A 25,957-nucleotide genomic window follows, 5' to 3' on the forward strand; every position below is an offset into this window, starting at 1 on the left:
CGGCCGTGGCGTGCGTCCCACGTGCCGCGGCCTCCCGGCACCCCGGCATCAAACGGCGATGCCGCCCAGACCCGGACAGCCGGCACACGGAGCACCGGGCAGCCGGGTCACGTACAAATCCGGCCACAGCCTCGATCAGTACCCTTTCGGCGTGCGAGCCTTTTGGGATGCGCTGTGGGCCGGCACGCATCGCCTGACGCTGGCCGAATGGATCCAGATCGTCTCGGCCGTCGGCGCCGTCGCCGCAGCGATCGCCGGCGCCGCGGCCGCCCGGTCGGCGCGCAGGGCGGCCCGGACCGCCGCCCAGCAACTGCCGGAGTTTCAGAAGCAGGTCGAGGTCAGTGCGGCGCAGTCGAGAGCCGCCGACGAGCAGGTCGCCCTTGCTCAGGAAGCCCTGAAAGCCGCCACGACGGCGGTCCGGGAAGCCGCACGTGCCAGGACCGACGAGCGGGCTCCCCTCGTCGTCGCGCTGCTCGAGGCACCGCAATGGCCCCCGCTGGTCGACACGACGCGCAATCGGATGCCGTACGGGAACGAGGCCCGACTGCTCGACCATCGTTCTGTGTCGCAGGCCGAACCGGCTTCGCCGGCGCGATCGTTCTTGCGAGGCGGAGAGCGAAACCAGTTCATGTGGTTTCGGACCCGGGGAGTGCTCGTCAACGAAGGCACTACCACCGCCCGCGTGCGACTCGACAACGAGGCCCAGTTCGTGGAGGGCGACAGTCCACTGGTCCGGAACTCGAGCATCGTGGTGCCGCCGGCCGTGGGAATGCCGACGAAGCGGGAGCATCTCTTGCGGCCGGGTGAGATGGCGCTGTTCGAGTGGGGCGCCGGGCACACGATCGCAGAGTGGGCGGATGCGTGCGAGAATCCCGAACCGCCCAACCCACGCGGCGCATGCTTCTTCACGATCACCGTGTTCGACCCGTTCGAGCACGGCACCTTCGATCACATCCACGTTGTCATGGCAGGCCGGCCGATCATCCCCGTGGACGGTTCCTTCGACGAAGTGGGGCTCGCTACCGAGGAGTCCGAGGCGGCGATGGGAGTCACGATCTTTCCCACTCGGCGCACGTACCGCTCCGACGGTCCGCGAAAAGAGCCTCTTCCCTGGGAGGAAACGTACGCAGCCTGGTGGAGACAGAACGGAAGGCGCGCCACGGAGGTTGCGTAGGGTGTCATCGGAGCGGCTGGACGACCTCGATCCGGTCGGCACCGAAGCGTTCCACCGTGCCGTCGGGCTGGCGGATCTCCACCAGCGGGACGCCGCGGTCCAGGCCGAGCGCCAACCGTTCCGGGGTCGATGGCATCCGGCTGACCAGCCGGCAACCCGCGCCCAGGGAGACCCGCCGCCGACGCGGCTGCTGGCGCACGAACGACGGTATCCCCCGCCGCGTCACGATCAGGCCCTCCTCACGCAGGACCGCCAGCGCCCGGCGCAGCGTCATCAGGCTGACCGCGTGCTCCACCACCAGTTCCGATTCCTTCGGCAGGAACTGCCCCGGCTGATACGTGCCCTGCCGGATCTGCTCGCGTAGCGCGTCCGCCACCCGCTGGTACAACGCCTGCCCCACCCGTTCGACCGTCATGGCCCAGCATTCTAGCCAGTCGTGTGGCCATATGGCCAACCCAGACGGCATGGTCGGCGACGGGTTTCCACGGGTGCTGGTGGGTAACTGCGCGAGCGACCGTTGCCCGGTTGTCCGATCTGCCGGCAGGCAGGGAAGCGGAGTTGCCATCGTGGACTTGAAACTCGAGGTCGTCGTCATACCCGTCGCGGACGTCGACCGGGCCAAGGACTTCTACGGCGGGCTGGGCTTCCGCCTGGACGCCGACTTCGTCGGGCCCGACGGCCTGCGGGTGGTGCAGCTGACCCCGCCGGGATCCGAGTGCGCCGTCATCTTCGGCGACAAGGTCAGCTCGGCGGTGCCGGGCTCGGTGCAGGGGCTGCACCTCGTCGTGTCCGACATCGAGAAGGCCCGGGCCGAGCTCGTCGGTCGCGGGCTCGACGTGAGCGAGGTGTTCCACGACGCCGGCGGCGTGTTCCACCATGCCGGAACGGACGCCCGGGTCCCCGGCCCGCATCCGGACCGGAGTGACTACGGCTCGTTCGCGTCGTTCACCGATCCGGACGGCAACGGCTGGGTGCTGCAAGAGGTGAAGCAGCGGGCCCCGGGCCGGTGAGCGGGCGGGCGGAGGAGCGACGATGCGGGTGACGTTCACCTCGGTGGATGACCTGGCGGGAGTGACGCCGCCCGCGGAGAGCGGATCCGAGGTCCGTTCCCCGCGGGCGAGCCGGCTTCAGGAGTGGCGGGCCGCGTGGACGAACGGCATGCCGTGGTAGTTGGTCTGGGCCAGGCGGCTGTTCAGGTTGCCGGCGTTGGCGATCTTGTCCTGGTACGCCTCGCGGCGGCGGGCGACGCACCCGGTCGGCTTGTCGCTGGCGGAGACCAGGTCCGGGTCCAGGTGGGTGTTGAGGCCGTCGCGCAGCAGCATGAGCGCCTCGGCCCGCAGCTGGGAGACGCGCGACTCGGTGACACCGAGGTCGCGGGCAATCTCCATCATCGGGCGCTCCTGGAAGAAGTAGCCCTTGACGACCAGGCCGAGCCGCTCCGGCAGCGCCTCGACGGCGTTGTGGAGGTAGCCGATCCGCTCGCGGTGCAGGATCAGGTCCTCGGGGCCGGCGGCGCGCTCCGGCACCATGTCCTCGGCACTGCCGGCGGCGAAGCCCTGCAGTGACAGTACGGCCGCCCGCTGGACGTCGTCGTCGATCGACTGCAGTTCGTCGACGCTCACGCCGAGCGCCTCCGCCAGCTCCTGGTTGGTCGGGGTACGCCCGAGCGCCGCGGTGAGCTCCTGTTGCATCGTGTCGACCTGCCGCGCCCTCGCCCGTACGGAACGGCTCGCCCAGTCCAGCCCGCGCAGTTCGTCGAGGATCGCGCCGCGGATGCGGGTCGTGGCGAAGCTGCCGAACGGGATGCCCCGGCTCGGGTCGTACGCCTTCGCGGCGCCGGCCAGGGCTGCCATGCCGGCGGAGACCAGGTCTTCGCGGCTGACGTGGGCGGGTAGGCGGCCGAGCGTCTGACGGACCAGATGCCCGACGAGCGGCAGGTGCTCTCGGATGAGATCTTCGAGCTCGCGGCCTTCCAACTGGACCTTGAGCGTGGCACCCTCAAGGGTCGTTGTCATCGGTTCCCCCTCGTGTCCGGAGCGGACCCCGTGCAGGCGGTCCACCTGCTGACACGAAGAACTTTCGACTACGAAGGGTGCTGCGACCGTCACTCTCGGGTGCATTTTGGTTGCGGGACGGGAAGAGTGCTCAAGACTCGGCGTGTCGTTCAGCGCGCCGAAGCATTCGAACATCGGTACCATCGCGCTCGATGAATCTTGTGCCTCTCGCGCCCCGCCTGCGTCGCGCCGCCCGCCACCATTTCGGCTGGGACCAGTTGCGCCCCGGACAGTTGCCCCCGATGCGCGCCCTGCTCAAGAAGCATGATGCCCTGGTCGTGTTACCCACCGGCGGCGGAAAATCCGCCATCTACCAGGTTCCGGCCACACTGCTTCCCGGCCCCACAATCGTCATCTCACCACTGCTGGCCCTTCAGCAGGACCAGATCGCCGGACTCAACGGCCGCGGCGACGAGCGGCTCGCCGCCGTCCGGGTCAGCTCCGCGGAGACGCCGAACCAGCAGAAGGCGGCGCTCACGGCGCTACGCGAGGGCCGGGCCAGGTTCCTGTTCATCACGCCGGAGCAGCTCGGCAATCCGGAGCGCCTCGCCGAGGTGCGCGCGCTGCGCCCCAGCCTGGTCGCCGTGGACGAGGCGCACTGCGTCAGCGCCTGGGGGTACGACTTCCGCCCCGACTATCTCCAGCTGGGCCACCTGATCCGGGAGCTCGGGCGGCCTCCGGTCGTGGCGCTGACGGCCACCGCCTCGCCGCCGGTGCGCGCCGACATCACCGCCGCGCTCGGGCTGCGCGACCCGTTCACGCTCGTCGCCGGGCTCGACCGCGCCAACCTGGAGCTCGCCGCCGTGCACTGCACCAGCGACGAGCAGCGCTGGCAGCGGCTCCTGGCGCAGGTCCGCAAAGAGCCCAGCCCCGGGATCGTGTACGCGCCGACACGCGCGATCGCCGAGCAGTACGCGGAACGCCTCACCGACAACGGCATCGAGGCGGTTGCCTTCCACGCGGGCCTGGCCGCGGGCGAGCGCAACCGCCGCTACGCCGACTTCATGGCCGACAGGATTCCGGTCATGGTCGCGACCAGCGCCTTCGGCATGGGGGTCGACAAGCCCAACATCCGCTGGGTGCACCACGTCGCGCTGCCCGACTCCCCCGACAGCTACCTGCAGGAGATCGGCCGTGCGGGCCGGGACGGCGCACCGGCCCGGACGATCCTCTACTTCCGGCCGGAGGACGTGGCGCTGCAACGGTTCTTCGCAACCGGCGCACCCGACGGCAAGGAGCTCACCCAGCTCGCCGCCGCGCTACGGGAAGGGCCCGTGACGAAGACGGCGCTCGCCACCCGCAGCGGGCTGCCGGCCCGGCGGATCACGTCGCTGCTGAGCCTGCTCGAACAGATCGGCGCCGTCGAGGTGGGCACCGGCAACAAGCTCACCGCACCGCGGTACGCCCCCACCCCCGCCGAGGCGGCACGGCTGGCGCTCGCGCAGTTCGAGCGGCACCAGACGCTGCGCCGGTCGCGGATCGACATGATGCGCCAGTACGCGGAGAGCGCCAACTGCCGCGGCAACGCGCTGCTGGCCTACTTCGGCGAGCAGGCCGACCGCGCGTGCGAGCACTGCGACAACTGCGCCAACGGCACCGTCGTCGTCGATCCGGTCGTGCCGGCCGTGAAGGTCCCGTGGTACCGCAGGATCTTCCGGCGCGAAGCACCGCTGGCGACGGCGGCCACCGTGCCCACGCAGGCGGCCACGCCCCAGGTCGACTCCGCCCGGCCGTTCCCGGTCTCCAGCGAGGTGCGGCACACCGAGTGGGGCACCGGCACGGTGATGGCCTACGAGCGGGACCGGGTGGTCGTGCTGTTCGAGGAGGTCGGCTACAAGACGCTGTCGGTGCCGATCGTGCAGAAGTCGAAGCTGCTGGAGCCGGTATAGGCGGTGGGGGTGCTCCGCATCCGCCTAGAGTCCATCTCATGAGTCAGTTGCCGAACGACCAGCACGAATACAACCGCAAGCTCATCGCCGAGTTCCGGGAGAACGGGCGCCGGCTCGAAGAGCGCCCGTTGCTGCTGCTCACCGCCACCGGGCGCCGGAGCGGCATTCGCCGCACGACCCCGATGATGTACGTCCGGCTCGACGACCGCCTGCTCGTCATCGCCTCCAACGCCGGAGCGCCGAAGCACCCGGCCTGGTACCACAACCTGGTCGCCGACCCCGCCGTCACCGTCGAGGTCGACGGCGACGAGTACGCGGCCACGGCCCGCCCGACCACCGGCGCGGACCGCGACGCGCTGTTCGCCCGCATCAGCGAGCAGTACCCGTTTTTCGTCGACCACCAGAAAGGCGTCTCCCGCACCATCCCGGTTGTCGAACTGATCAAATCGGGGCGCTGACCTCGGCGGGGAATGCAGGGGCGACCACTGTCGGGTATCCGCCGACCGGTCCCGTGCTCGTACGGCGAAAGGCCCGAATTGTGACTGATCGGCTGTCGTCTCGGGGATAGCTCGGGCCGTTGACCACGCGATACGCTCCGCGTCACCAGTTCAACAACGCGTTCGAACCGGGGTCGAAAACGGTGGCACATTTCCGGGATTCCGCACCTACACAGAATTCGTAGTGTGATCGTCAACGGCCGGACGGACACCACAAAAATCCAAACCCCTGCAACGCCCCGAAAGGACCCATCATGAGCGACTACGACACCGGCGACACCGGCTACGACGGCGGCAGCGACGTGGACTTCGGCCACTACGAGGCCGGGCAGGAAAGCGCCGAGCTCGACCAGCTGCACCAGGTCGACGCCAGCAACTCGTCCTACAACAGCGACTTCAACGTCTACGAGCAGGACAGCGCCTCGGCCGAGTCGACCGACTTCCAGCAGGGCCACAGCGTCCAATGGACCGACGGCAACGGCGCCAGCTACTCCGAGACCGAGTTCACCAACTACAGCCACGACGAGGCCTCCACCGACCACATCTTCGCCGCCGACGGCAGCGTCTCGGCCAGCGACTCGCAGTTCTCGCAGATCGACGCCCTGCGCCAGCAGATCAACTCCTCGTTCGCCGCGGGCACCGAATTCCACGGCAACGCCGGCGAGCTGGGCCCCGCCAACTGAATCTCCGTGGTGACGTCCGACCGGTAAGACGGCAAGACAACACGTCAGCACCATCGCACGACCGAAGAGTGCCGGCCAGTGGATCAGCCCCGCTGGCCGGCACTGCTGTTCGCCCGTACCAACGCCTCGGCCACCAGCGTGCGGGTGTTGGGCGCGCACCGGGCTGCCGGGAGACTGTGGTGCATGACCGATCAGCAGACCCGCGCCGCGCGGTTCCGTTCCCTGCACACCTCCGCCGACCCGATCGTGCTGGCCAACACCTGGGATCCCGCGTCCGCCCGCATCGTCGCGGCGACCGGCGCCAAGGCTGTGGCGACGACTTCGGCGGGGGTCGCGTGGACGCTCGGCGTGCCCGACGGTGACGTGCTCTCCCGCGACGCCGCGCTGGAGCACCTGGCGCGGATCGTGGCCGCGGTCCCGGCCGGCCTCCCGGTCACCGCCGACATCGAGTCGGGCTTCGGGGCGACCCCGGCCGAGGTCGCCGTCACGATCCGCGGGGTGCTGGCCGCCGGCGCGGTCGGCGTCAACCTGGAGGACACCGTCCGCGCCGGCGGCGCCCGGCTGCGCGACATCCCCGGCCAGGCCGAGCGCATCGCCGCCGCACGGGCCGCCGCCGACGACGCGGGCGTCGACCTCTACATCAACGCCCGCGTCGACACCTACCTCCGCGGCGGCGGTACGGTCGAAGCCACCGCCGAGCGGGCCGCCGCGTTCCTGGCGGCCGGCGCGACCGGCATCTTCGTCCCCGGCGTCGCCGACGCCGCCACGATCGCGGCGCTGACCGCGGCGATCCCCGCCCCGCTCAACGTGCTCGCCGAGCCGGAGACCCCGTCCGTCGCGGAGTTGGCGAAGCTCGGCGTCGCGCGGGTCAGCCTGGGCTCGTGGGTCGCCGAGGCCGCCTACGCCGTCGTCCGGCGGGCCGCCGAGGAGGCGCAGTCGAAGGGCACCTACGGCGCGCTGGCCGGGTCGATCGACTTCGGCGAGCTCAACGGAATGATGTCGAACGGCTGAGCTTCTCCCATGCGTCGAGCTCGGCACGCACCCGGTCCTGGTGCGCGCGGATGTTGTCGACCGCGTCGGCGCCGAGGGCCAGGCGCAACGGGGGTTCTCGGCGTCGACGATCGACAGGATCGCCTGGGCGGCCTTCGCCGGATCACCCGACTCGTTGAACCGGGTCGGGCCGGGCGCCAGAATGCTCTTGTGACGTTGCCCATCCCCTACAGCGGGGCACCCGCGTACAACGGCCCGGACGTGCGGATCGGCGACGTCCGCGTCGACGGGACGGCGATCTACACGCCGGTCGGGGTGTGGCCGATCCACGGCAGCCGCTGGATGGTCGTCTCCCAGCCGATCCCGCTGACCACAACCGCGGGCTGGGGCATCGCGCTCGGCGTCGTCTTCGCGGTTCTCGGTGTCGTTCTCGTCCCGTTCACCTGCGGGCTCAGCCTGCTGCTCCTGCTGGGCCTGCTGTTCCTGACCGCGAAGACGCGCAGCATGTCGGGGCCGCTGATCGTCTCGATCCAGTCGGGGCCGCACCACTACCTCGCGCAAGAGGTCGTGTACTCACCGCAGCACGCCGCCGAGGCCGTCCAGCGGGTCAACTTCGCGCAGGCGCTGGCCACCCGCTACTGATCCGGTTTCGTCACGCGCCGTTCCGTGCCGCTACGGACGGCCCGGCCGGTGGTCCGCTAATCGGCGCCGTAGGCGTCGTAGCCGGCCAGCAGGTGGGCGCGGGTGCCGACCAGGTGCGGCTCGGGGTCGCCGACCCGGGCCAGGCTGATCTCCGCCGGGGTCAGCCCGGACACCCGCAGCAGCAGCCCCGGCACCTCGTCGAGGGTGGCGAGCCAGCCGGTGCCGAGCGACGGGCCGAGCGAGTGGTCGGGCCAGCGGTGGAACGGCTTCGGCGCCCCGTCGACGGCGATGCCGACCCGCTCCGGCGCTGGGCTCGACGCGGCCCGCAGCATCCGCTCCGCGGCCCGGCGGTCCGCCGGCGCGCCGGTCGCGTTCGCCGCCATCCGCACGTCGATGAGCAGCGGCATCGGCGGCCCGGCGGTCGTGATGACCTCGATCCAGGCGCCGCCGGCAACAGTCTCGCCGAACTGGAGCCCGGCGTGCATGAGCCGGTCGTCCTCCCAGCTCCAGGCCCCGATCCGGCACGGCCCGGTCCAGCCCGTGGGCCCGTACAGCGGCAGCGCGGTGGCGCTCGCGCGGATGCGGTTCGCCTGCTGGTCGATCAGCGCGGTGAACTCGAGGCGGTTGAGTCGGCCCCCGTATCGCATGGTTCCGATCGTGCCGCATCAACCACCCCATCGGCGCCCTCAGCCGCCCTCGGCGGAACCCCCGTCGTACGCCTTCCGCGCCGCGAGGACCGTCTCCTGATGCCGGACGGACCAGTGCAGAAGCCCGGTCAGCGGCTCGGTCAGCGCGTGCCCGGCCGGGGTCAGCTCGTACTCCACCTTCGGCGGCACACTCGCGTGCACCGTCCGCGTGACAAGACCGTCACGCTCCAGGTTTCGGAGCGTATGGGTCAGCATTCGCCGGCTGACCCCCTCGGCGGCCCGCTGAAGCGCGGTGAACCGCATCGGGCCGTTGCGCAGCAGAACGACCACGATGACCGTCCAGCGGTCGCCGATCCGGTCCAGGGTGTCGCGCAGCGGGCAGCGCTCCTTCATCGCGGCGGTGACGGTGACGCCGGGCGGTAGCAGCAGAGCGAGGTCCATGGTTACTCCCGTGTGCCTGAGGCAGTTCGAAGTGCCGTCTTCCGGCCGCCGGGATGCTCGCCGAGGATCATCAGGTGAGCAATCGAATTCCAGCCGTCGCGGTGACCGGCGGCGCCGGCGCGCTCGGTTCCGCGGTCGTCCGGCACCTGTACGGCAAGGCGACGCCGATCGTCGTCACGCGCCGGCCCGAGGACGTCGTGGATGGCGCCGAGGTACGCCGGGCCGACTTCGACGACATCGACCCGTCCGCGTTCGCCGGCGCCGAGCGCGCGCTGATCATCAGCACCGACCATCCCGACAACGTCCGCCGCGCCGCCCAGCACCGCGCGGCGATCGACGCGGCCGTGGCCGCCGGGGTGCGGCACCTGGTCTACACGTCGCTGGTCGGCTGCGACGGCCCGCCCGACCTGCTCAACGCCGCGCACCGCGAGACAGAGGCCCACCTGCGGGCGAGCGGCGTGCCGTGGACGGCGGTCCGCAACAACCTCTACGCCGAGGGCCTGGCCGGCATGCAGGCGGCGGCCGCGGCGACGGGCCGGCACGTCACCAACACGGGTGACGGCGCCGTCGCCTACGTGGACCGGGACCACTGCGCGCAGGTCGCGGCGACGGTACTGCTGGGCGAGCCGCAGGGCGTGGTCGAGGTGCACGGGCCGCGGCCCCTCGACGCCGTGGCCCTGGCGGCGCTGTTCTCCCGGCGGTTGGGCCGTCCGATCGAGCCGGTCCTGCTCGACGACGACGCCTACCGTGCGCACCTGCTCGGCGCCGGTACCCCGCCGCCGCTGGTCACCGCCCTGATCGCCCTGGGGCAGGCGGTCCGGGCGGGCGTCTACGCCGGACACCGCTAACACGCTTCCGGGTCGGCGCCCGTCACGTCACCTCTTCGATCTTGGCGGTCGCCACGTCGAAGATGAAGCCGCGCACGTCCTCGCGGTGCGGCAGCCACGCGCAGTCGCGCACCGTCTGGATCGACGTGCGCATCGTCGCGTGCAGGTCGGTGAAGCCCGGCACGTCCCAGCTCGGCGCCCGGCCGCTCTCCCCCTTCAGTTCGGCGCGGAAGGCCGGGTCGTCGAAGCCCTCCATGCCGCATTCGGTGTGGTGGATGAGCACCACCTCGCGCGTGCCGAGCTTGCGCTGGCTGATCGCGAGCGATCGCAGCACCTCCTCGGTCGGCAGGCCGCCGGCGTTGCGGATCAGATGTGCGTCGCCGATCTCCAGGCCCAGCGCCCCGAAGAGGTCCAGCCGGGAGTCCATGCAGGACACCACGGCAAGGCGCAGCTTCGGCCGCAGCGGCCGCGGTCCGGGGAACGTCTCGGTGTACCGCGCGTTCGCGTGGATGAGGTGGTCGATCGCGGACATAACCGAAGTGAATCAGATCCGTCACCCGAACGGTTGATGTCTGCGTCACAGGAGGGCAATGTCACCTGCCCACTAGTCTCCTCCCCGTGACGGTGAACGAATGGGACGTGGCGGTCATCGGGGGCGGGCCGGCGGGACTCTCCGCCGCCCACGAGTCGGCGCGGCGCGGGGCGCGGACGCTGGTCCTGGAGAAGGCGGTGCACCCGCGGTACAAAACCTGCGGTGGGGGTCTGATCGGGTTCACCGTCGCGGCGGTCGCCGACCGGATCACGATCCCGGCGAGCGACCACATCGATCGTGCCGAGTTCACGCACGACGGGCGGCGCCGCTTCACGCGCACGACACGCCGCGCGCCGCTGCTGGCGATGGTCCGCCGGCCCGAGTTCGACGACGCGCTGCGGCTCGCCGCGGAGAAGGCGGGTGCGACGGTACGGCAGGCGACCGCCGCCCGCGCGATCGAGCAGACCGGCGCCGGGGTCCGGGTCCGGCTGGCCGGCGGCGACGAGGTGACGGCCGCCACGGTCGTCGGCGCCGACGGCTCGTCGGGGATCACCTCCCGGCACGTCGGCGTCGAGTACGGCCAGGTGGACCTGGGCCTGGAGGTCGAACTGCCGGTGGACGGGCCGACGCAGCGCGAGTGGCAGGGACGCCTGCTGATCGACTGGGGGCCGCTGCCCGGGTCGTACGCGTGGGTGTTCCCGAAGGGTGACGTGCTGACCGTCGGGGTCATCTCCGCCCGGGGCGACGGCGAACGGACCAAGGCGTATCTGCGCGCGTTCGTCGACCGCCTCGGGCTCACCGGCATCGAGCCGATCCACGACTCCGGGCACCTGACCCGGTGCCGCACCGAGACGTCGCCGCTGCGCGCCGGCAACGTCATCGTCGCCGGTGACGCGGGCGGGCTGCTGGAGCCCTGGACCCGGGAGGGGATCAGCTTCGCGGTGCGGTCGGGGGCGCTGGCCGGCGCGGCGGCCGCGACCGGCGACCTCGACGGCTACGCCCGGGCGGTCGAGACGCAGCTCGTCCCGGCGATGCGGGCCGGGCGCCGGCTGCTCGACACGTTCTCCCGCCGGCCGGGCCTGTTCCACACGATGCTGCGCACGCCGCCGGGGTGGCGGATGTTCGAGCGGTTCTGCCGGGGCGAGACCTCGTTCGAGGGCACCGTCGAACGGTTTCCGGTCCGCACGGCGCTGCGACTGCTGCGATGAGCTTTTCCGGGGCTGCCGTCGTCGGCATGAGATTTCGGACGAACCTGGTCCTCGGCGCTACTTGACCTCGATGCCGAGCGAGGCGGCCAGCACCGGGGCCAGTTCGAGGAGCTGGCGGTCGTCGACGATCGCGCCGCGCAGGGATTCGGCACCGGCGGCGACGTCGAGCTCCCGCGCGCCGCGGAAGTCGACCTTCTTCAGCTTGGCGCCGGTGAACCGGGCCCGGCGGAGGGTCGAGCCGGCGAAGGTGACGTTGGTGAGCGTGGCGCCGCCGCAGTCGAGCTCGGTGAGGTCGCAGCCGTCGAACTCGACGTCGGCGATCGTCGAGCCGCGGAGGTTCAGTGTGTCGATCTTGCACCGCTGGAAGACCACCCGGCGCAGCCGCGAACCGTAGGCCTCGATCCCGGCGAGCGAGCTGTCGAGGACGGAGACGTCGAGCCACTCGGTGTCGGCGAGGCGGAGGCCGACCCAGCGGTTGCGGCTGATCCAGACGTCGCTGAACCGGCTGCGCTCCAGCGAGCCTCCGCCGAGGACGACACCGGAGAATGCCGACTCGATGAACGTGGCGTGACCGGCGCGGACGTCCTCGAGTTCCACGTCCGAGAGGTGTACCTCGGTGTAGTTGCCGTCCGGTTCGAGCGGTTCGCCGTGCTCCTGCAGATAGGCGGCGTAGGCCAGGTCTTCGAGCGACTGCGCTGCGGGCATACGGCAGACGCTACGCCTCCCGCCGGTGTGTTCGGCGGGAGGCGTAGCGGTCCTGCGTGCCTCAGGCGTTCACCGGCGCCCTGTCCGCGGCCGCGGCTCCCGGCTCCGGTGCGATCGCGGTCTCCGGCTGTTGTCGTGCCGGCGGCTGCTTTTGTCGGCGGCTGCTTTTGTCGGCGGCTCAGGCCATGGCCTTCGCGAGCCACTCGCTCCAGGCCTGCTCGGCCTCGGCCGGGTCGACGTCGGCGAAGACGTGGTGGCCGGTCACGATGACCCCGCCACGGCCGACGAACCGCAGCAGCGCGTCGTCGGTGCGCACGCCGAGGAAGCTCGGCTCCAGCACCGTGTCGACCACACCGTCGACCCGCTCGCCGCCGAGGGTGAAGTGCACCTTGTCGCCCTCGCCGACGTCCTTGGCCAGCCCGACGGCGGTGGTGAGCTTCGCCCAGACGGTCTCCTGGTCGGGCAGCTGCCCGCCGAACACCGTGACCGGCACGGCGGTGCGGCCGGGGAAGTGCTCCAGGTACTGCGCCAGGGACCGCAGGTAGAGCGGGTTGCCCTTCTTCAGCGCGTCGTACTCGGACTCCCAGTCCCCGGTCAGGATGCCGCTGTGCACGAGACGCAGCGCGGTGGAGCCGCCGTCGCGGCCCTCGATGAGGTATTCGAACGCCATGTAAGCGCCGTCCTCGCCGGGCGTGCCGCGGTAGGCGAAGCGGCGGCCCGGCTCCCAGCCGGTGATCGTGGCGCCCGAGGTGCCGCCGAACATCGTCATGCTGGCCGTGCCGCCCTCGCGGGGCTCGACCTCGTTGCGGCCCATGAACCAGGAGTCGATGCCGGGGCCGGTGGCGATGGCGTCCCAGACCTGCTCCGGGGTGGCCTCGAGGGTGATGTCGTGGGTCAGCTCGAACTCGTGCGCGGTCATCTCAGGACTCCCTGGTCTCGGTCTGTGCTGCGATCTCGGTCTGGGCCTGGTCGGCTCGGGGCTTGATGCTCGGATGGACGGCGACGATGACCCGGTGGTCGCGGCCGCCTGGGGCGCTCTCGTCGTGGTAGCGGCTCACCAGTGCGGTGACGGCCGCGGTCAGCTCCTGGGCGAAGGCGGCCCGGTCGGCGGCGGAGGCGAACCGCACCGTCCCGTCGAGCGTGAACGTGGCGACCGGCTTGCCGGCGCGGGCGGCGCCGGTGATGAGCTGGCCGACCTCCTTGACGAGCCGTGCGGCGACGGCGAGCAGCCAGCGCGCGGACAGCTTGTCGGGTGACCGGCTCGGGTCGGGCTGGACGGCGGCGAGCGCGGCGGGCGAGATCACGAACGAGGCGGCGGTCGCCCGCAGCACCCGCTCGGTGACGTTGCCCTTGCGCCGCTCCTCGACCAGCTCGACGAGGCCGTGCGACTCGAGGGTCTTCAGGTGGTAGTTCACCTTCTGCCTGGGCAGACCGACGATCGCCGCGAGGCTCGTCGCCGAGTGCGGCTCCGCCAGCAACGCCAGCAGTCGCGCCCGGATCGGGTCGAGCGCGACTTCCGCCGCCCCGGCCTCTTCGATGACTCCCACTTCGAACATGCCCATACGCTACGTACCGACAACTCAGTTTGTCAAGACAAAAAAAGTTGTCGGTGCAGGCGACCGGGGCCGGGCAGCGAACAGCGTCGAGCCGGAAGACCCGGGCGGGAGGTCTTCCGGCTCGACGTTCTTTCAGGGGTGTCGCGTGTGGGTTACGGCCCGCTCACCACGTACTGGATCTGGTTCGCGGTGTTCGCCGGGCCGCCGGTGTTGTTGATGACGCGGTTGATCGTGCCCACGCCGCCGAGCGAGACGCTCACCATGTTGCGGAACTGGATGCCGGGCTTCACCGGTACCTCGAACGAGCGCTCCCCCACGACCGCGGGGTTCACGTTGAAGTAGCAGTAGCTGCCCAGGCCCCAGGCCTCGTGCGTGGTGACCGAGTCGGCGACCTTGTAGGCGGCGTAGCCACGGGTCGACCCGTTCATCCAGGCCGCCTGGTTCGGCGGGTCGTACGGCATCTCGTTCTGGAAGAAGTACGTCCGGCCGCCGTTGCCGTTCCAGACGACCTGGTACTTCTGGTAGTGCTCGACGAACAGGCCCTCCATGAGGACGTTGTTGCCGTTGACCACCATGCCGACGTCGCCCGGGTTGACGGTCCAGCCGACGGTGCCGGCGTTGCCGTGGTCGGCGCGCCAGATCCACATGTGGTCGCCCAACACGTTGTTGCTGTTGATCTGCAGGCTGACCGTGGCCTTGCCGGCGATGTAGCCGCCGACACGGAAGAACACGTCGTGGAGCGAGGTCGGGTTCGCCGCGTGGTTCGCCGCGGAGCCGGGCGGGCCGACCTCGACGAGGGTGGGCGAGTTGACCGTACCGGCGTCGATGAGCACACCGGCGAGCTTCACGCCGTCGACGTCCGCCACCTTGATCGCGGTGATGCCGTTGTCCGGGATCAGCGTCGCGAGGCCGAGGCCCAGGATCACGGTGTTGGGGTTGTTGACCTGCAGGGTCTGGTTCAGGTGGTACACACCCGGGGTGACCAGCAGGTGCCGGCCGGCCGCGAGGGCCGCGTTCATCTGGGCCGCGGTGGCGCCGGGGCGCACGACGTAGAACTGGTCGAGCGAGATCGACTGTCCCTGCGGGGTCTTGTTGTACCAGCTCGTCCCCGACGAGTTCGTCTGCAGTGCCGGGACGAAGACCCGGTACGTGCCGGTGCCGTCGATATACAGGAACGGCTTCTCGCGGGAGATCGGCGTGGTGCCGATGACGGTGTGCGAGGGGTTCGGGAAGTTCGCCGGCGGTGCGCCGGTCACGCCCTGGAACACCATGTTCCACACCGAGCCGGCCCAGCTGCCGAACTCACTGTTCCGCGAGTACCACTGCTGCTGTGATCCCGAGACGACCTGGCCGTCGACCTTGGTGTCGGCCATGAGGCCGCCGCTGGCCCAGCCGTCGCCGCCGTTCCAGAGCTGGATCTGGTTGTTGGCGCCCTTGAGGTGCATGCGGCGGTACGGCACCGCCTGTGCGACGGCCCACCGCTCGACCTGGATGCCGTTGCCCGTGCCGGGCAGGGTGACCGCCAGGTTCTCCGCGCCCCGCCAGAAGTTCTGCGTGGCGTTGCCGTCGAACCAGGTGGCCTCGACCCGGACGTGGCCGTTGAGGTTCACGTCGTCGGGCGAGAGGCCGAGACCGTGGACGGTCGTGTAGAAGCCGAGGTTGACGTCCTGCGTGTACGTGCCCGGCTTGTACAGCACCGCGTAGCGGTTGGTGCCGAACTGGTTCGTCTCCTGGGCGGTGAAAATCTGGTTCAGCCTGCTCTGCGCCGCGGCCGCCTGCGAGGGGTCGAAGACGAAGACGTTGGGGCCGAAGTTGGGGTTCTTCGGGTCGGTCGGCTCGACCGGCGGGTTGCTCGTCGGGGGGCTGCTGCTCGGCGGGTTCGACGTGCCGCTCTGCGTCGTGTACACCTCAAATTCCCACAACGAGTCGCCCCACTGCGTGGCGCGCGCGGTGGCGTAGACGCGCACGTACCGTCCGCTGCCCGTCACGTCGACGGTCTGGACGCCGCCGGTGCCGGTGGTGGTCGAGTAGATGTTCGCCCAGCTGGTGTTGTCGCCGGACGTCTGGATCTGGAACGCCCGCGCGTACGCGGCCTCCCACCGCAGGACCACGCGGCAGATCTGGTAGCTCGCGCCGAGGTCGACGCTGATCCACTGCGGGTCGCTCGCGGCGCTCGACCAGCGGGTGCCGGGGTCGCCGTCGACGGCCGCACTCGCCGGGGTGCCGGCGTTCTCGGTCGAGGACGCGGTGACGGGCCGGCTGATCGCGCGGTTCACCGGTCCGCAGGTGCCGGACGGGCCGAACTCGCCGAAGATCTGGAACTCCCAGAGCGAGTAGCCGTAGGCGGTGTTGCGCTGGGTGCCGTACATACGGACGTACCGGCCGGAGCCGGAGACGTTGAGCGTCTGCACGCCACCGGTGCCGGTGGTGGTGTTGTAGATCGAGGTCCAGGTGCTGGCGTTGTCGGAGACCTGGATCTGGAACGCCTTGCCGGAGGCGGCCTCCCAGTTCAGGACGACCTGGGACAGCGTGGCGGTGGCGCCCAGGTCGACCTGGATCCACTGCGGGTCACTGAAGGCGCTGGCCCAACGGGTGCCGGTGTTGCCGTCGGTGGCGGCGGAGGCGGAGGTACCGGCATTCTCGGCCGAGGAGGCGGTGGTGGGCTTGCCTTGCGAGAGCAGTGTCGGCGCGGCGCTGGCGTTCGGCAGTGCGACGGCGGCGACGACGGTCGAGAGCATGAGCGTCGCGGCACCGCCGATCAGCCAGCGGCGCAGTCCTGCACGGCGCCGGGCGGACGGCGCCACCGGCTCGGCGTGGGCCGAGGGATAGCGCGACATACGCGGAAATTTCATGATCCTGCCTGTCAGTCGGGGGACCTGGCGGGGATCCCGTCCGGGCTCGGGGTTGGTGATCCCGGTTCGCGATCTGGGCGTTACAGGGTGCGGGTGCGGGGTTGCGCGGCGGTGCGATGGGGTGCGCTGATTCGCTGGTGGGTGTTGAGCTGGGACAATGCCGCTTCGGCGGGTGGACGGCGGTGGCGTGATGCGGTGGCGGTGGCATCGATGACCATAGGCGTGCGAGAGAGCGCTCTCTCAGGTAGACGAGTGTTACGCCGACGTTGCGCCGCCGTCAAGACATCAATCATTTACGACGTAAATTATCCCGAATGTCCATGTCACAGAGATCACGCTCTCCCGGCACCTCCGGCGACATCAACACCGGACCCGCCGGGGGCACCGGGGCCGCGCAACGCCATTCGGAGCAAGGACCACGCCAGCACCACAGCCACCCACCGACAACCCCCGCCACACCGACACCGCATCCACCCACCGACAACCCCCGCCACACCGACACCGCAGCCACCCCGCCAACAACCCCCGCCAGCAACCCCCGCCACACGCCAACAGCACAGCCACCCACGGACGACCCCGGCCGTATCGGCGTCATAGCCACCCGACAACGGCCCGGCCGCGCCGACGACTGCCGAATCGGCCCTGAGGGCAACCCACCTCGCCGCCGGAGTCCGCCCGCAACTCGCACTCCGCCAGGGTCACCCGCCTGGGCCGTTCACAGCGGACATTCCGGACAACACGGTGCATCGACAATCATCGAACAATCGGATTGCCCATGATCCCGAAGACTTCGCGTCGCCCGGGCAGCGCAAAGTCTTCAGGATCATGAAAAGTCGAGTTTCATCGAATCTAGGCAGGTCGATTTCATCTCGAATAATGGGCAGATCGTCGACGAGAGGGCGGGATGATTCGAACAATATGCACAGAACCAGACAATCAACCCAGCCGGTCTGCGGCGGAAGGGGTGCGGACTACGCGGCGGGGCGGGCGCCGCCCTCCAAGAGCAGTTTCGCCACCGGCAGGGTCGCGGCGCCCAGCGCCACCGCGTCCACTCCCAGCTGGCCCAACTCGATGCTCACCTGCTCGAACGGCTGCCGCAGCGCATGGCGGCCCGCCGACTCGCGGATCCGCGGCAACAGTGATCCCAGCGCCACCGCTGTCCAGCCGCCCAGCACCACGCGCTCCGGGTTGAACAAGTTGATCAAGTTGGCCACGCCCGCGCCGAGGTAGCCTGCCGTCTCGTCCAGCACCGCGCCGGCCGTCGTCGACGTCGCGGCGGCAGCCACCAGGGCGTTGATCTGCGACTCCTCGTCGTCGCCGGGGATCGGGCGGCCGCGGCGGGCCTGGTGGTAGCGGTCCAGGATGCCCTCCGCGCCGACGTAGGCCTCCAGGCAGCCCCGCGAGCCGCAGCGGCACGGCCGGCCGCCGTACATCAGCGTCGTGTGGCCCCACTCCCCCGCGCTGCTCGACGCGCCGCGGTAGGTGGCGCCGTTGGTCACCACCGCCGCGCCGACGCCCGAGCCGACCAGGGCGAACACCGCGTGCCGGCTGCCCCGGCCGGCGCCGAACCACATCTCGGCCTGGCCGAGGGTCTTGGCGCCGTTGTCGATGTGCAGCGGCAGGTCGACGTCCTCGCGCGACAGCGACTCACGCAGCAACGAGCCGAGCGGCACGCCGTCCCAGCCGAGCGTCTGCGCGTACACGAGCGACGACGGCCCCTGCTGCACGACCCCGGAGACGCCGATCCCGACGCCGAGGACGTCGGCGGTCGCGAACGGGGCGGTGACCTCGCGCAGGCCGGTGTGGATGTGCCGCACGACGGTCTCCGGCGAGGACCGCCCGGGTGAGATCGGGTAGTCGACGCTGGCGAGCTGGCTCATCGCGAGGTCGAAGAGCTCGACACGCACGCGGGTCTCGCCGACGTCGACGCCCGCCACGACCGCGTACCGCGGTGCGACCCGCAGCATCATGCTGGGCCGGCCGCCGTCGGACTCCAGCGCGCCGGCCTCGACGACGATCCCGTCGTCGATGAGGTCGCCGACGACGTTACTCACGGCGGGCTGGCTCAGGCCGGTGTGCCGGGCGAGATCCTGACGGGTCAGCGGACCGTCCAGAAACAGCTTGGTGAGCAACGCGGACCGGTTCTGTTGCCGGATCGTGCGGTTCGTCGCCCGCTCCACTTCCACTTTCGACCCCGTTCCATGTCGCGCCCGCCACTGTAGAGGCCGCCCTTGACGCATTCCGGGCGCCCGCCTTTAATGGCGACATTAATTAAGTCTCGATAGAAACGGCCACGGTCACACCCCAGGAACCCGCGCCCGGCGGCCGAAACACCCCCACCTGTCGAGCGCGCGCGTCCGCCCAGCCGCAGCCCCAACCCCTGCGGTCGCTCCGACACGCCGGTCGGCACCCCATAGAAGGGCAGAGACACGTGTCGGTGCTCTCGACCATCGGTCGGCGCCTGCGGCACCCGACCCGCAGGCGACGACGGATCGCCGTACTCGTGGTGGCCTCGCTCGCCGCCGGATCACTGGCGGCGTGCGGCTACATGGCCGCGAAACCGGATCCCAAATCGCTCACCTACTGGGCCAGCAACCAGGGCAGCAGCCTCGAGTTCGACAAGCGGACCCTGCAGCCGGAGCTGGACAAGTTCGAGCAGCAGACCGGCATCAAGGTCAACGTCGAGGTCGTACCGTGGTCCGACCTCCTCAACCGGCTGCTCGCCGCGGCCACCTCCGGCAAGGGCCCGGACGTGGTCAACATCGGCAACACCTGGTCGGCGTCGCTACAGGCGACCAACGCACTCGTCGCGTTCGACGAGGCCGCCCTCGAGCGGATCGGGGGCCGGGACCGGTTCGTGCCGGCCGCACTCGCCGCCACGGGCGCGCCCGGCAAGCCGCCGACAGCCGTGCCGCTGTACTCGCTGTCGTACGCGCTCTATTACAACAAGCAGATGTTCGCCGATGCGGGCATCACGAAGCCCCCGACCACGTGGGAGGAGCTGGTCGCCGTCGGCAAGCGGCTGACCAAGGACAAGCAGTGGGGCCTCGCGATCGAGGGCGCGAACCCGACGGAGAACGCGCACCACGCCTTCACGTTCGGCCAGCAGTACGGCGGCGAGTGGTTCGACCACAGCGGCAAGCCGACGTTCGACACCGACGAGAACGTCAAGGCGATCAAGCGGTACATCGATCTCATGGCGGTCGACAAGATCGTCAACCCGAGCAACGCGGAGTACGCCAAGAACGAGTCGCAGTCCGACTTCGCCAACCGCAAGGCCGCGATGCTGCTGTGGCAGGCGGCCGGCTCGGCGTTCCAGGCGCAGGGCATGAACCCCAAGGAGTACGGCGTGGCGCCGGTGCCCTTCCTCGAACAGCCGCCGACCGGCGGCCGGAAGGTCAACAGCATGGTCGCCGGCATCAACATCGCCGTCTTCCGGCGCAGCAAGAACCTCGACGGGGCGATGCGGTTCGTGAAGTTCATGACCAGCGACGAGGAGCAGGTCACGCTCAACCGGACCTACGGCTCGCTGCCGTCGGTGAAGGCGGCCGCAGCGGATCCGGCGTTCCAGGCGCCGGAGCAGAAGGTGCTCGCCGAGGTGCTCAACCAGACGGCCGCGCCGCTGCCGCAGGTGCCGGCGGAGAGCCAGTTCGAGACGCTGGTCGGCACGGTGATGAAGGACCTGTTCGCCCTGGCGGCGAACAACAAACCGGTCACCGAGGCCAACATCCGGTCGCGGCTGAGAGCCGCCGAACAGCGGATGAAGGGCTAGCGCGGCCATGACCACGTACATGAGCCGGCGATCGGCACACACGCGTACCCCTTCGCACGACGTCCGGCCGCACAGCCGCCAACGGCGCCGGCGCCGCCGGTTCCGCAGCAAGCACCTCCCCTATCTGCTGGTCGTCCCGGCGGTGGTGCTGGAGATCGCCATCCACGTGATCCCGATGCTCGTCGGGGTGTGGATGAGCCTGCTGGAGCTGACCCAGTTCCACATCCAGGACTGGTCGACCGCGCCGTTCGTCGGGCTGGGCAACTACCGGGCGACGCTCGACGTCAACACCGAGACCGGCAAGGCGCTGCTGCACTCGTTCTGGATCACCGTGGTCTACACCACGCTGTCGGTGTTCCTGTCGTGGCTGTTGGGTATCTCGGCCGCGGTGTTCCTCCAGCGCCCGTTCCGGGGCCGCGCCCTGCTGCGGACGCTGTTCCTCACCCCGTACGCGCTGCCGGTCTACGCCGCCGTCATCACCTGGGGCTTCCTGTTCCAACGGGACACCGGCCTGATCAACCACGTGCTCGTCGACCAGCTCGGGCTCGTCGGCGGCGACCGGCCGTTCTGGCTGATCGGCGAGAACAGCTTCTTCGCCCTGCTGACCGTGTCGGTGTGGCGGATGTGGCCGTTCGCGTTCCTGTGCCTGACGGCCGGGCTGCAGAACGTGCCGCCGGACCTGTACGAGGCGGCGGCGATCGACGGCGCCGGCTTCTGGTGGCGGCTGCGGTCGGTGACCCTGCCCACGCTGCGCCCGATCAACCAGGTGCTGCTGCTGGTGCTGTTCCTGTGGACGTTCAACGACTTCAACACGCCGTACGTGCTGTTCGGCGGCTCGGCGCCGCAGGAGGCCGATCTCATCTCCATCCACATCTACGACAGCTCGTTCAGCACCTGGGACTTCGGCGCCGGCTCCGCGATGTCCGTGGCCCTGCTGCTGTTCCTGCTGCTCGTGACGGCCGTGTACCTGATCTTCACCAACCGCAGGAGGCACCATGCGTGAGGGCAGGGTGGAGCGGCTCGCCCGCTGGATCGTGCTGACGTTCCTCGCCGTCTTCGTGCTCACCCCGCTGTTCGTGATGGTGAGCTCGGCGCTGAAACCGCTCAAGGACGTCCAGGACGACTTCACGTGGATCCCGACGGCGCCGACGGTCCAGGCGTTCGTCGACATGTGGACCACGGTCCCGCTCGGCAAGTACCTGCTGAACAGCCTCGCCGTGTCGAGCGTCGCGGCCGTGTTCTCGGTCGCCATCGCCGTCTTCGCGGCGTTCGCCGTCAGCAGGTACCGCTTCCGGGGCCGCGGGTTGTTCTCCGTGGCGGTGCTGTCGACGCAGATGTTCCCCGGCATCCTGTTCCTGCTGCCGCTGTTCCTGATCTACGTCAACCTCGGCACCGCGACCGGGATCGAGCTGTACCAGACGCGGCTCGGCCTGGTCATCACGTATCTGACCTTCTCGCTGCCGTTCTCGATCTGGATGCTCGTCGGCTACTTCGAGTCGATCCCCCGCGGGCTCGACGAGGCCGCCCAGATCGACGGCGCCGGCCCGATGCGCACCCTGTTCAAGGTCATCCTGCCGACCGCGGTGCCGGGCATCGTCGCGGTGACCGTCTACGCGTTCATGACCGCGTGGGGCGAGGTGCTGTTCGCGTCGATCATGACCGACGAGAACAGCCGTACGCTCGCCGTCGGTCTGCAGAACTACTCCACGCAGTTCCAGGTGTACTGGAACCAGGTGATGGCCGCGTCACTGGTGGTGAGTGTGCCGGTCGTCGCCGGCTTCCTCGCCCTGCAGCGGTATTTTGTGGCCGGCTTGACCGCTGGCGCCGTCAAGTAGCAGTACCACCGTCAAGAGGAGAACCGTCCCGTGCTGGATCTGTCCGCCCTTCCCCCCGACTTCATCTGGGGCGCCGCCACCGCGGCCTACCAGATCGAGGGCGCCGTCGCCGAGGACGGCCGGAAACCGTCCATCTGGGACACCTTCTCCCGCATCCCCGGTGCCGTCGACAACGGCGACACCGGGGACGTGGCCTGTGACCACTACCACCGCTGGCCCGAGGACATCGGGCTGATGCGCCGTCTCAACCTCGACGCGTACCGCTTCTCTGTGGCCTGGCCGCGGATCTTCCCCGACGGCGTCGGGCAGCTCAACCAGGCCGGGCTGGACTTCTACGACCGGCTCGTCGACGGGCTGCTCGCCGAGGGCATCCGGCCGTTCGCCACCATGTACCACTGGGACCTGCCACAGGCGCTGCAGGACGCCGGCGGCTGGCCGAACCGCGCCACGGCCGAGGCGTTCGCCGACTATGCGGCGGTGGTCGCCGCCCGGCTCGGCGACCGCGTCGCCGACTGGAACACGGTCAACGAGCCGCTCTGCGTCTCGTGGATCGGGCACCTGGAGGGCCGGATGGCGCCCGGGGAGCGCAACCTCGCCCGCGCCGTGCACACCTCGCACCACGTGCTGCTCGGCCACGGCCTCGTCAACCAGGCGATCCGCGCCTCGGCGAAGCTGGCGCCCTCGGTCGGCATCGTGTTCAACCTCAGCCCGATCGAGCCGGGCAGCGACCGGCCCGAGGACGTCGCCGCCGCGACCCGAGCGGACGGGCACGTCAACCGCTGGTGGCTCGACCCGGTCTTCGGCCGCGGCTACCCGGCCGACATGATCGAGTGCTACGGCGTGGAGCCGCCGGTCCGCGACGGCGACCTGGACCTGATCGGCGCGCCGACCGAGTTCCTCGGGATCAACTACTACTTCCGGCAGATCGTCGTCGACGACCCGCTGGGCGCGGTGCCGTTCGTCAAGCAGATCCCGGTGCCCGGCTCGATCGAGACGGCGATGCCGTGGGAGGTCTACGCGAAGGGCCTCGAGGACATCCTCGTGTCCGTCGCCAAGACCTACGGCCCGCGCAGCATCATCGTCACCGAGAACGGCTCCGCCTGGGACGACACCGTCGAGCCGACCGGCGAGATCCAGGACAAGGAGCGCACCGACTACCTGGAGCAACACCTCGACGCAGTGCGCAACGCGGTCCTGCGCGGCGCGCCCGTCGACGGGTACTTCGCCTGGTCGCTGCTCGACAACTTCGAATGGGCGTACGGCTACGACAAGCGTTTCGGCCTGGTCCACGTGGACTACGAGACGCAGGAGCGCACGATCAAGGCGAGCGGGCACCGGTACGCCGACCTCGTCACCACGCACAAGCGGTCCCGCGAATCGGCGTGATCTAGGCTCGGTTGGGGCGCTACCGGGGTATAGAGGACGGCAGCGCCACAACCGAGCACCGAGGAGATGCGCATGACGCAGGAGACCGACAGCTGGGACCCGGATCCGGACGACGAGGGCCAGCTGTCCGCCCAGGACACGCTGTCCGACCGCGGGCTCGAAGACTCCCTCGACGAGGGTTACTCGCCGCCGGAGAAGCCGCGTGGTCTCAACGCGTTCGGTGTCACGCAGGCGGAGGCTCAGCAGGGCGAGTCGCTGGACCAGCGGATCGCCCAGGAGGAGCCGGACCCGGCCAGCCGGCCCGACCTCGACGACTACGGGGCCACCACCGAGGCAGGCGAGTTCTTCGACGCGGACCAGGTCGGCGACCGGCGTGCCGGTCGGCTCGTGGCACCCGACGAGGGCTACGGCGACGACGCGGAGAAGGACGAGATCGGCTCGGACGTGGGCATCGACGGCGGCGCCGCCTCGGCCGAGGAGGCCGCCATGCACATCGTGGACGACCGCTCCCTCTGAGCCCGTCGCGCGGCGGCCCGCTGGAAGATCAGTGCGGCCGCCGCGACCACGGCCGACGGCCGCTCGGCCTGCTGGCGGACGCGTTCGCCTGATCCGCCGCCTCGTCCGCTCCGCGCTCGCCCATGGTCCGGACGCCGGACAGCGGATCGCGACCGGTCCCCGCTACGGTTGGCGCATGCTCGTCCGCCGCGCCGTCGTCCTCGCCGCGCTCGCGGCCTCGCTCACCGCCTGCGGGTCGAAGCCCGCCGCCAAGCCGCAGGCCGCCCCGTCGGCGCCGGCCGCGTCCGAGGCGGCGTCGCCGTCGGCACCCGCTGCCGAGGAGTCCACCCCGCCCGCCGCGCCCGCGGCCACCGGCCTGCCGACGATCACGTACACGAAGGCCGCGACCGGCTTCCCCGCCGATCCTGAGCAGTCCTCGACGGCCCAGCTCACCGAGGGCCTGCAGCTCACGGTCAAGAGCCCGGTCTACGACGCGCCCGGCGGGCAGGCGCGGGCCTACCTGACCCCGCAGATCAGCGGCGTCGACCTGGTCATGCCGATCGTGGCGCGGCGCAACGGCTGGGTCGCGGTCCTCCTGCCCTCGATCAACCGCAGCATCGGCTGGCTCCCCACCGGCAACTGGACCACCCGCCCCCTGCGCGACCAGCTGGTCGTGCGCCGCGGCGCGTTCACGCTGACCTGGCTCCGCGACGGCGCCCCGCAGCAGACCTGGACGGTCGCGATCGGCACCGACCGCACCCCGACCCCGCTCGGCCGCACGTTTGTGATCGCCCGGTCGTCGCTGCCGAGCAAGGTCTACGCCGGCCTCGACGTGCTGGCCCTCGGCGCGGTGCCCGACGACAAGGAGGCCGTGGCCGAGGGCCTGGCGGACGCTCACACCGGCATCCACGCCTGGCACCGCAACGAGTTCGGCATCCGCAGCTCCAACGGCTGTGTCCGCATGCCCCCGCCCGCCCAGAAGATCCTGCTGGAGCAGATCCCACCCGGCACCAGCGTCGTCGTCCTCCCCTGACCACCGTTCACCCGAGGGAGTGGCGCGACTGTTCACACGCGCTTCACGTGGCCCGGCTTATCGTTGGGTGGGTGATCCGTACAGTTGCACTGATTGGTATCGACGGCGCCGGCAAGAGCACCCAGGCGCGGTGGCTCGCCGACTGGCTGGCCGTGACGGGGACCCCGGCGCGGTACCACCGCAATGCGGCCGGCCGGGTCTTCTTCGGCCGGGTGGCGCAGCGGCTGGGCCGCCGTGACGCCGAGGACCTGCTCGGCATGCGGCTCTTCCTGGTCGTCGAGACGCTGCTGCGGTGGCTGGTCATCGCCCGGGCACTGCTCATCTCCCGACTCACCGGCACGGTCGCGGTGATGGACCGGTACACCTACTGCCAGTACACGAGCATCACCGTGCGCGGTGGGCGCCTGCACTGGGCGAGAGCGCTGTTCTCGGTGTTCCCCCAGCCGGATCTCGTCTGCTTCCTGGCGGTGTCGCCCCAGGTGGCCCAGGCGCGGGTCGACGCGCGCGGCAAGGACCACGAGGAGCTCGACTATCTGGCCGCGTGCGATGCGGCGTACCGCGCGTTGCCCGAGGCCACCCGGTTCACCGTGATCGACGCGGCGGCCGAGCCCACGGCGGTGCAGGCGGACCTGCGCCGAGCGGTGCTGCACCAGCCGGTCCGGCACACCCCGCGCGCGGCACGGCACCTGCTCCCGATCGGGTGACCCGGCACACCTTCGGGCCCCTGATTGCGGTTAGC

26 protein-coding genes are annotated in these 25,957 nt (G+C 70.4%); 16 read left to right on the forward strand and 10 right to left on the reverse strand.

Features of this window, described 5'->3' with window-relative positions; translation table 11 throughout:
- The first annotated feature begins 151 nt into the window (after positions 1-151).
- Positions 152-1,174 carry a hypothetical protein gene (locus tag Dfulv_RS38475; RefSeq protein ID WP_259858731.1) on the forward strand — a complete coding sequence of 341 codons (1,023 nt, stop codon included), beginning with the start codon at positions 152-154 and terminating at the stop codon, positions 1,172-1,174.
- Between the two features lie 4 nt (positions 1,175-1,178).
- On the opposite strand, the gene Dfulv_RS38480 is transcribed toward Dfulv_RS38475, so the two are convergent.
- Positions 1,179-1,589 (reverse strand): GntR family transcriptional regulator, encoded by a 411-nt coding sequence (locus Dfulv_RS38480; RefSeq protein ID WP_259858732.1) that lies wholly within the window; start codon positions 1,587-1,589, stop codon positions 1,179-1,181.
- Positions 1,590-1,740: 151 nt separating this feature from the next.
- Between Dfulv_RS38480 and Dfulv_RS38485 the strand changes: the two genes are divergently transcribed.
- Positions 1,741-2,184, forward strand: coding sequence for a VOC family protein (locus tag Dfulv_RS38485; RefSeq protein ID WP_259858733.1), 444 nt, complete (start codon positions 1,741-1,743; stop codon positions 2,182-2,184).
- Positions 2,185-2,301: 117 nt separating this feature from the next.
- Here the strand turns inward: Dfulv_RS38485 and Dfulv_RS38490 are convergent, their stop codons facing one another.
- Positions 2,302-3,189 carry a sigma-70 family RNA polymerase sigma factor gene (locus tag Dfulv_RS38490; RefSeq protein WP_259858734.1) on the reverse strand — a complete coding sequence of 296 codons (888 nt, stop codon included), beginning with the start codon at positions 3,187-3,189 and terminating at the stop codon, positions 2,302-2,304.
- Between the two features lie 191 nt (positions 3,190-3,380).
- On the opposite strand from Dfulv_RS38490, the gene Dfulv_RS38495 reads away from it, so the two are divergent.
- The 5 genes from Dfulv_RS38495 (at position 3,381) to Dfulv_RS38515 (ending at position 7,929) form a co-directional block, all read left to right on the forward strand.
- On the forward strand, positions 3,381-5,117 hold the full coding sequence (locus Dfulv_RS38495) for a RecQ family ATP-dependent DNA helicase (protein WP_259858735.1): 1,737 nt from the start codon (positions 3,381-3,383) through the stop codon (positions 5,115-5,117).
- Positions 5,118-5,155: 38 nt separating this feature from the next.
- Positions 5,156-5,575 (forward strand): nitroreductase family deazaflavin-dependent oxidoreductase, encoded by a 420-nt coding sequence (locus Dfulv_RS38500; RefSeq protein ID WP_259858736.1) that lies wholly within the window; start codon positions 5,156-5,158, stop codon positions 5,573-5,575.
- A 293-nt stretch (positions 5,576-5,868) separates the two neighbouring features.
- Positions 5,869-6,297, forward strand: a complete 429-nt coding sequence (locus Dfulv_RS38505; protein ID WP_259858737.1) for a hypothetical protein — start codon at positions 5,869-5,871, stop codon at positions 6,295-6,297.
- Positions 6,298-6,480: 183 nt separating this feature from the next.
- Entirely contained in the window at positions 6,481-7,308 is an 828-nt protein-coding gene (locus tag Dfulv_RS38510; protein ID WP_259858738.1) for an isocitrate lyase/PEP mutase family protein, read from the forward strand.
- Positions 7,309-7,497: 189 nt separating this feature from the next.
- The gene (locus tag Dfulv_RS38515) at positions 7,498-7,929 is read left to right on the forward strand and encodes a hypothetical protein (RefSeq protein ID WP_259858739.1); all 432 of its coding nucleotides are present in this window, start codon (positions 7,498-7,500) and stop codon (positions 7,927-7,929) included.
- Between the two features lie 56 nt (positions 7,930-7,985).
- On the opposite strand, the gene Dfulv_RS38520 is transcribed toward Dfulv_RS38515, so the two are convergent.
- Together Dfulv_RS38520 and Dfulv_RS38525 are read right to left on the reverse strand one after the other, a co-directional pair.
- Complete coding sequence (locus Dfulv_RS38520) at positions 7,986-8,576, reverse strand: hypothetical protein (RefSeq protein WP_259858740.1); 591 nt, start codon at positions 8,574-8,576, stop codon at positions 7,986-7,988.
- 39 nt (positions 8,577-8,615) lie between these two features.
- Positions 8,616-9,017 (reverse strand): winged helix-turn-helix transcriptional regulator, encoded by a 402-nt coding sequence (locus Dfulv_RS38525; RefSeq protein ID WP_259858741.1) that lies wholly within the window; start codon positions 9,015-9,017, stop codon positions 8,616-8,618.
- 74 nt (positions 9,018-9,091) lie between these two features.
- Here Dfulv_RS38525 and Dfulv_RS38530 point away from each other — a divergent pair, with 74 nt between their 5' ends.
- A complete protein-coding gene (locus Dfulv_RS38530) occupies positions 9,092-9,865 on the forward strand; it encodes an NAD(P)H-binding protein (protein ID WP_259858742.1) in 774 nt (257 codons plus the stop codon).
- Positions 9,866-9,887: 22 nt separating this feature from the next.
- On the opposite strand, the gene Dfulv_RS38535 is transcribed toward Dfulv_RS38530, so the two are convergent.
- On the reverse strand, positions 9,888-10,376 hold the full coding sequence (locus Dfulv_RS38535; protein ID WP_259858743.1) for a beta-class carbonic anhydrase: 489 nt from the start codon (positions 10,374-10,376) through the stop codon (positions 9,888-9,890).
- A gap of 92 nt (positions 10,377-10,468) precedes the next feature.
- Between Dfulv_RS38535 and Dfulv_RS38540 the strand changes: the two genes are divergently transcribed.
- On the forward strand, positions 10,469-11,584 hold the full coding sequence (locus tag Dfulv_RS38540) for a geranylgeranyl reductase family protein (RefSeq protein WP_259868988.1): 1,116 nt from the start codon (positions 10,469-10,471) through the stop codon (positions 11,582-11,584).
- A gap of 57 nt (positions 11,585-11,641) precedes the next feature.
- Here the strand turns inward: Dfulv_RS38540 and Dfulv_RS38545 are convergent, their stop codons facing one another.
- The 5 genes from Dfulv_RS38545 to Dfulv_RS38565 form a co-directional block, all read right to left on the reverse strand.
- On the reverse strand, positions 11,642-12,289 hold the full coding sequence (locus tag Dfulv_RS38545) for a pentapeptide repeat-containing protein (RefSeq protein ID WP_259858744.1): 648 nt from the start codon (positions 12,287-12,289) through the stop codon (positions 11,642-11,644).
- A 178-nt stretch (positions 12,290-12,467) separates the two neighbouring features.
- A complete protein-coding gene (locus tag Dfulv_RS38550; RefSeq protein ID WP_259858745.1) occupies positions 12,468-13,208 on the reverse strand; it encodes an SRPBCC family protein in 741 nt (246 codons plus the stop codon).
- A 1-nt stretch (position 13,209) separates the two neighbouring features.
- On the reverse strand, positions 13,210-13,845 hold the full coding sequence (locus tag Dfulv_RS38555) for an ArsR/SmtB family transcription factor (RefSeq protein ID WP_259858746.1): 636 nt from the start codon (positions 13,843-13,845) through the stop codon (positions 13,210-13,212).
- Between the two features lie 152 nt (positions 13,846-13,997).
- Positions 13,998-16,682: a galactose-binding domain-containing protein gene (locus Dfulv_RS38560; RefSeq protein ID WP_406567864.1), complete on the reverse strand. Its 2,685-nt coding sequence runs from the start codon at positions 16,680-16,682 to the stop codon at positions 13,998-14,000.
- Positions 16,683-17,668: 986 nt separating this feature from the next.
- The gene (locus tag Dfulv_RS38565) at positions 17,669-18,883 is read right to left on the reverse strand and encodes an ROK family transcriptional regulator (RefSeq protein ID WP_259858747.1); all 1,215 of its coding nucleotides are present in this window, start codon (positions 18,881-18,883) and stop codon (positions 17,669-17,671) included.
- 245 nt (positions 18,884-19,128) lie between these two features.
- Here Dfulv_RS38565 and Dfulv_RS38570 point away from each other — a divergent pair, with 245 nt between their 5' ends.
- From Dfulv_RS38570 to Dfulv_RS38600, 7 genes are all read left to right on the forward strand, one after another.
- Positions 19,129-20,469 carry an ABC transporter substrate-binding protein gene (locus Dfulv_RS38570; protein WP_259858748.1) on the forward strand — a complete coding sequence of 447 codons (1,341 nt, stop codon included), beginning with the start codon at positions 19,129-19,131 and terminating at the stop codon, positions 20,467-20,469.
- A gap of 19 nt (positions 20,470-20,488) precedes the next feature.
- Entirely contained in the window at positions 20,489-21,472 is a 984-nt protein-coding gene (locus Dfulv_RS38575; RefSeq protein WP_259858749.1) for a carbohydrate ABC transporter permease, read from the forward strand.
- Positions 21,465-22,304: a carbohydrate ABC transporter permease gene (locus Dfulv_RS38580; RefSeq protein ID WP_259858750.1), complete on the forward strand. Its 840-nt coding sequence runs from the start codon at positions 21,465-21,467 to the stop codon at positions 22,302-22,304. Before Dfulv_RS38575 ends, Dfulv_RS38580 begins: the two co-directional genes overlap by 8 nt.
- Positions 22,305-22,334: 30 nt before the next feature.
- Complete coding sequence (locus tag Dfulv_RS38585; protein WP_259858751.1) at positions 22,335-23,690, forward strand: GH1 family beta-glucosidase; 1,356 nt, start codon at positions 22,335-22,337, stop codon at positions 23,688-23,690.
- A 72-nt stretch (positions 23,691-23,762) separates the two neighbouring features.
- Positions 23,763-24,206: a DUF5709 domain-containing protein gene (locus Dfulv_RS38590; RefSeq protein WP_259858752.1), complete on the forward strand. Its 444-nt coding sequence runs from the start codon at positions 23,763-23,765 to the stop codon at positions 24,204-24,206.
- 175 nt (positions 24,207-24,381) lie between these two features.
- The gene (locus Dfulv_RS38595; RefSeq protein ID WP_259858753.1) at positions 24,382-25,218 is read left to right on the forward strand and encodes a L,D-transpeptidase; all 837 of its coding nucleotides are present in this window, start codon (positions 24,382-24,384) and stop codon (positions 25,216-25,218) included.
- 71 nt (positions 25,219-25,289) lie between these two features.
- Entirely contained in the window at positions 25,290-25,922 is a 633-nt protein-coding gene (locus Dfulv_RS38600) for a dTMP kinase (RefSeq protein ID WP_259858754.1), read from the forward strand.
- Positions 25,923-25,957 lie beyond the last annotated feature (35 nt).

The organism is Dactylosporangium fulvum, from assembly GCF_025137375.1.
In the GTDB taxonomy this organism is placed as follows: Bacteria; Actinomycetota; Actinomycetes; order Mycobacteriales; family Micromonosporaceae; genus Dactylosporangium; species Dactylosporangium fulvum.

What these genes read in the sequence shown, in the direction of transcription:
- Dfulv_RS38510 (WP_259858738.1), top strand. Translation starts at nt 6,481, where the DNA reads ATGACCGATCAGCAGACCCGCGCCGCGCGGTTCCGTTCCCTGCACACC.
- Dfulv_RS38500 (WP_259858736.1), top strand. Translation starts at nt 5,156, where the DNA reads ATGAGTCAGTTGCCGAACGACCAGCACGAATACAACCGCAAGCTCATC.
- Dfulv_RS38575 (WP_259858749.1), top strand. Translation starts at nt 20,489, where the DNA reads ATGAGCCGGCGATCGGCACACACGCGTACCCCTTCGCACGACGTCCGG.
- Dfulv_RS38480 (WP_259858732.1), bottom strand. Translation starts at nt 1,589, where the DNA reads ATGACGGTCGAACGGGTGGGGCAGGCGTTGTACCAGCGGGTGGCGGAC.
- Dfulv_RS38545 (WP_259858744.1), bottom strand. Translation starts at nt 12,289, where the DNA reads ATGCCCGCAGCGCAGTCGCTCGAAGACCTGGCCTACGCCGCCTATCTG.
- Dfulv_RS38535 (WP_259858743.1), bottom strand. Translation starts at nt 10,376, where the DNA reads ATGTCCGCGATCGACCACCTCATCCACGCGAACGCGCGGTACACCGAG.
- Dfulv_RS38550 (WP_259858745.1), bottom strand. Translation starts at nt 13,208, where the DNA reads ATGACCGCGCACGAGTTCGAGCTGACCCACGACATCACCCTCGAGGCC.
- Dfulv_RS38490 (WP_259858734.1), bottom strand. Translation starts at nt 3,189, where the DNA reads ATGACAACGACCCTTGAGGGTGCCACGCTCAAGGTCCAGTTGGAAGGC.
- Dfulv_RS38590 (WP_259858752.1), top strand. Translation starts at nt 23,763, where the DNA reads ATGACGCAGGAGACCGACAGCTGGGACCCGGATCCGGACGACGAGGGC.
- Dfulv_RS38555 (WP_259858746.1), bottom strand. Translation starts at nt 13,845, where the DNA reads ATGTTCGAAGTGGGAGTCATCGAAGAGGCCGGGGCGGCGGAAGTCGCG.
- Dfulv_RS38595 (WP_259858753.1), top strand. Translation starts at nt 24,382, where the DNA reads ATGCTCGTCCGCCGCGCCGTCGTCCTCGCCGCGCTCGCGGCCTCGCTC.
- Dfulv_RS38580 (WP_259858750.1), top strand. Translation starts at nt 21,465, where the DNA reads ATGCGTGAGGGCAGGGTGGAGCGGCTCGCCCGCTGGATCGTGCTGACG.
- Dfulv_RS38520 (WP_259858740.1), bottom strand. Translation starts at nt 8,576, where the DNA reads ATGCGATACGGGGGCCGACTCAACCGCCTCGAGTTCACCGCGCTGATC.
- Dfulv_RS38560 (WP_406567864.1), bottom strand. Translation starts at nt 16,682, where the DNA reads ATGTCGCGCTATCCCTCGGCCCACGCCGAGCCGGTGGCGCCGTCCGCC.
- Dfulv_RS38525 (WP_259858741.1), bottom strand. Translation starts at nt 9,017, where the DNA reads ATGGACCTCGCTCTGCTGCTACCGCCCGGCGTCACCGTCACCGCCGCG.
- Dfulv_RS38505 (WP_259858737.1), top strand. Translation starts at nt 5,869, where the DNA reads ATGAGCGACTACGACACCGGCGACACCGGCTACGACGGCGGCAGCGAC.
- Dfulv_RS38495 (WP_259858735.1), top strand. Translation starts at nt 3,381, where the DNA reads ATGAATCTTGTGCCTCTCGCGCCCCGCCTGCGTCGCGCCGCCCGCCAC.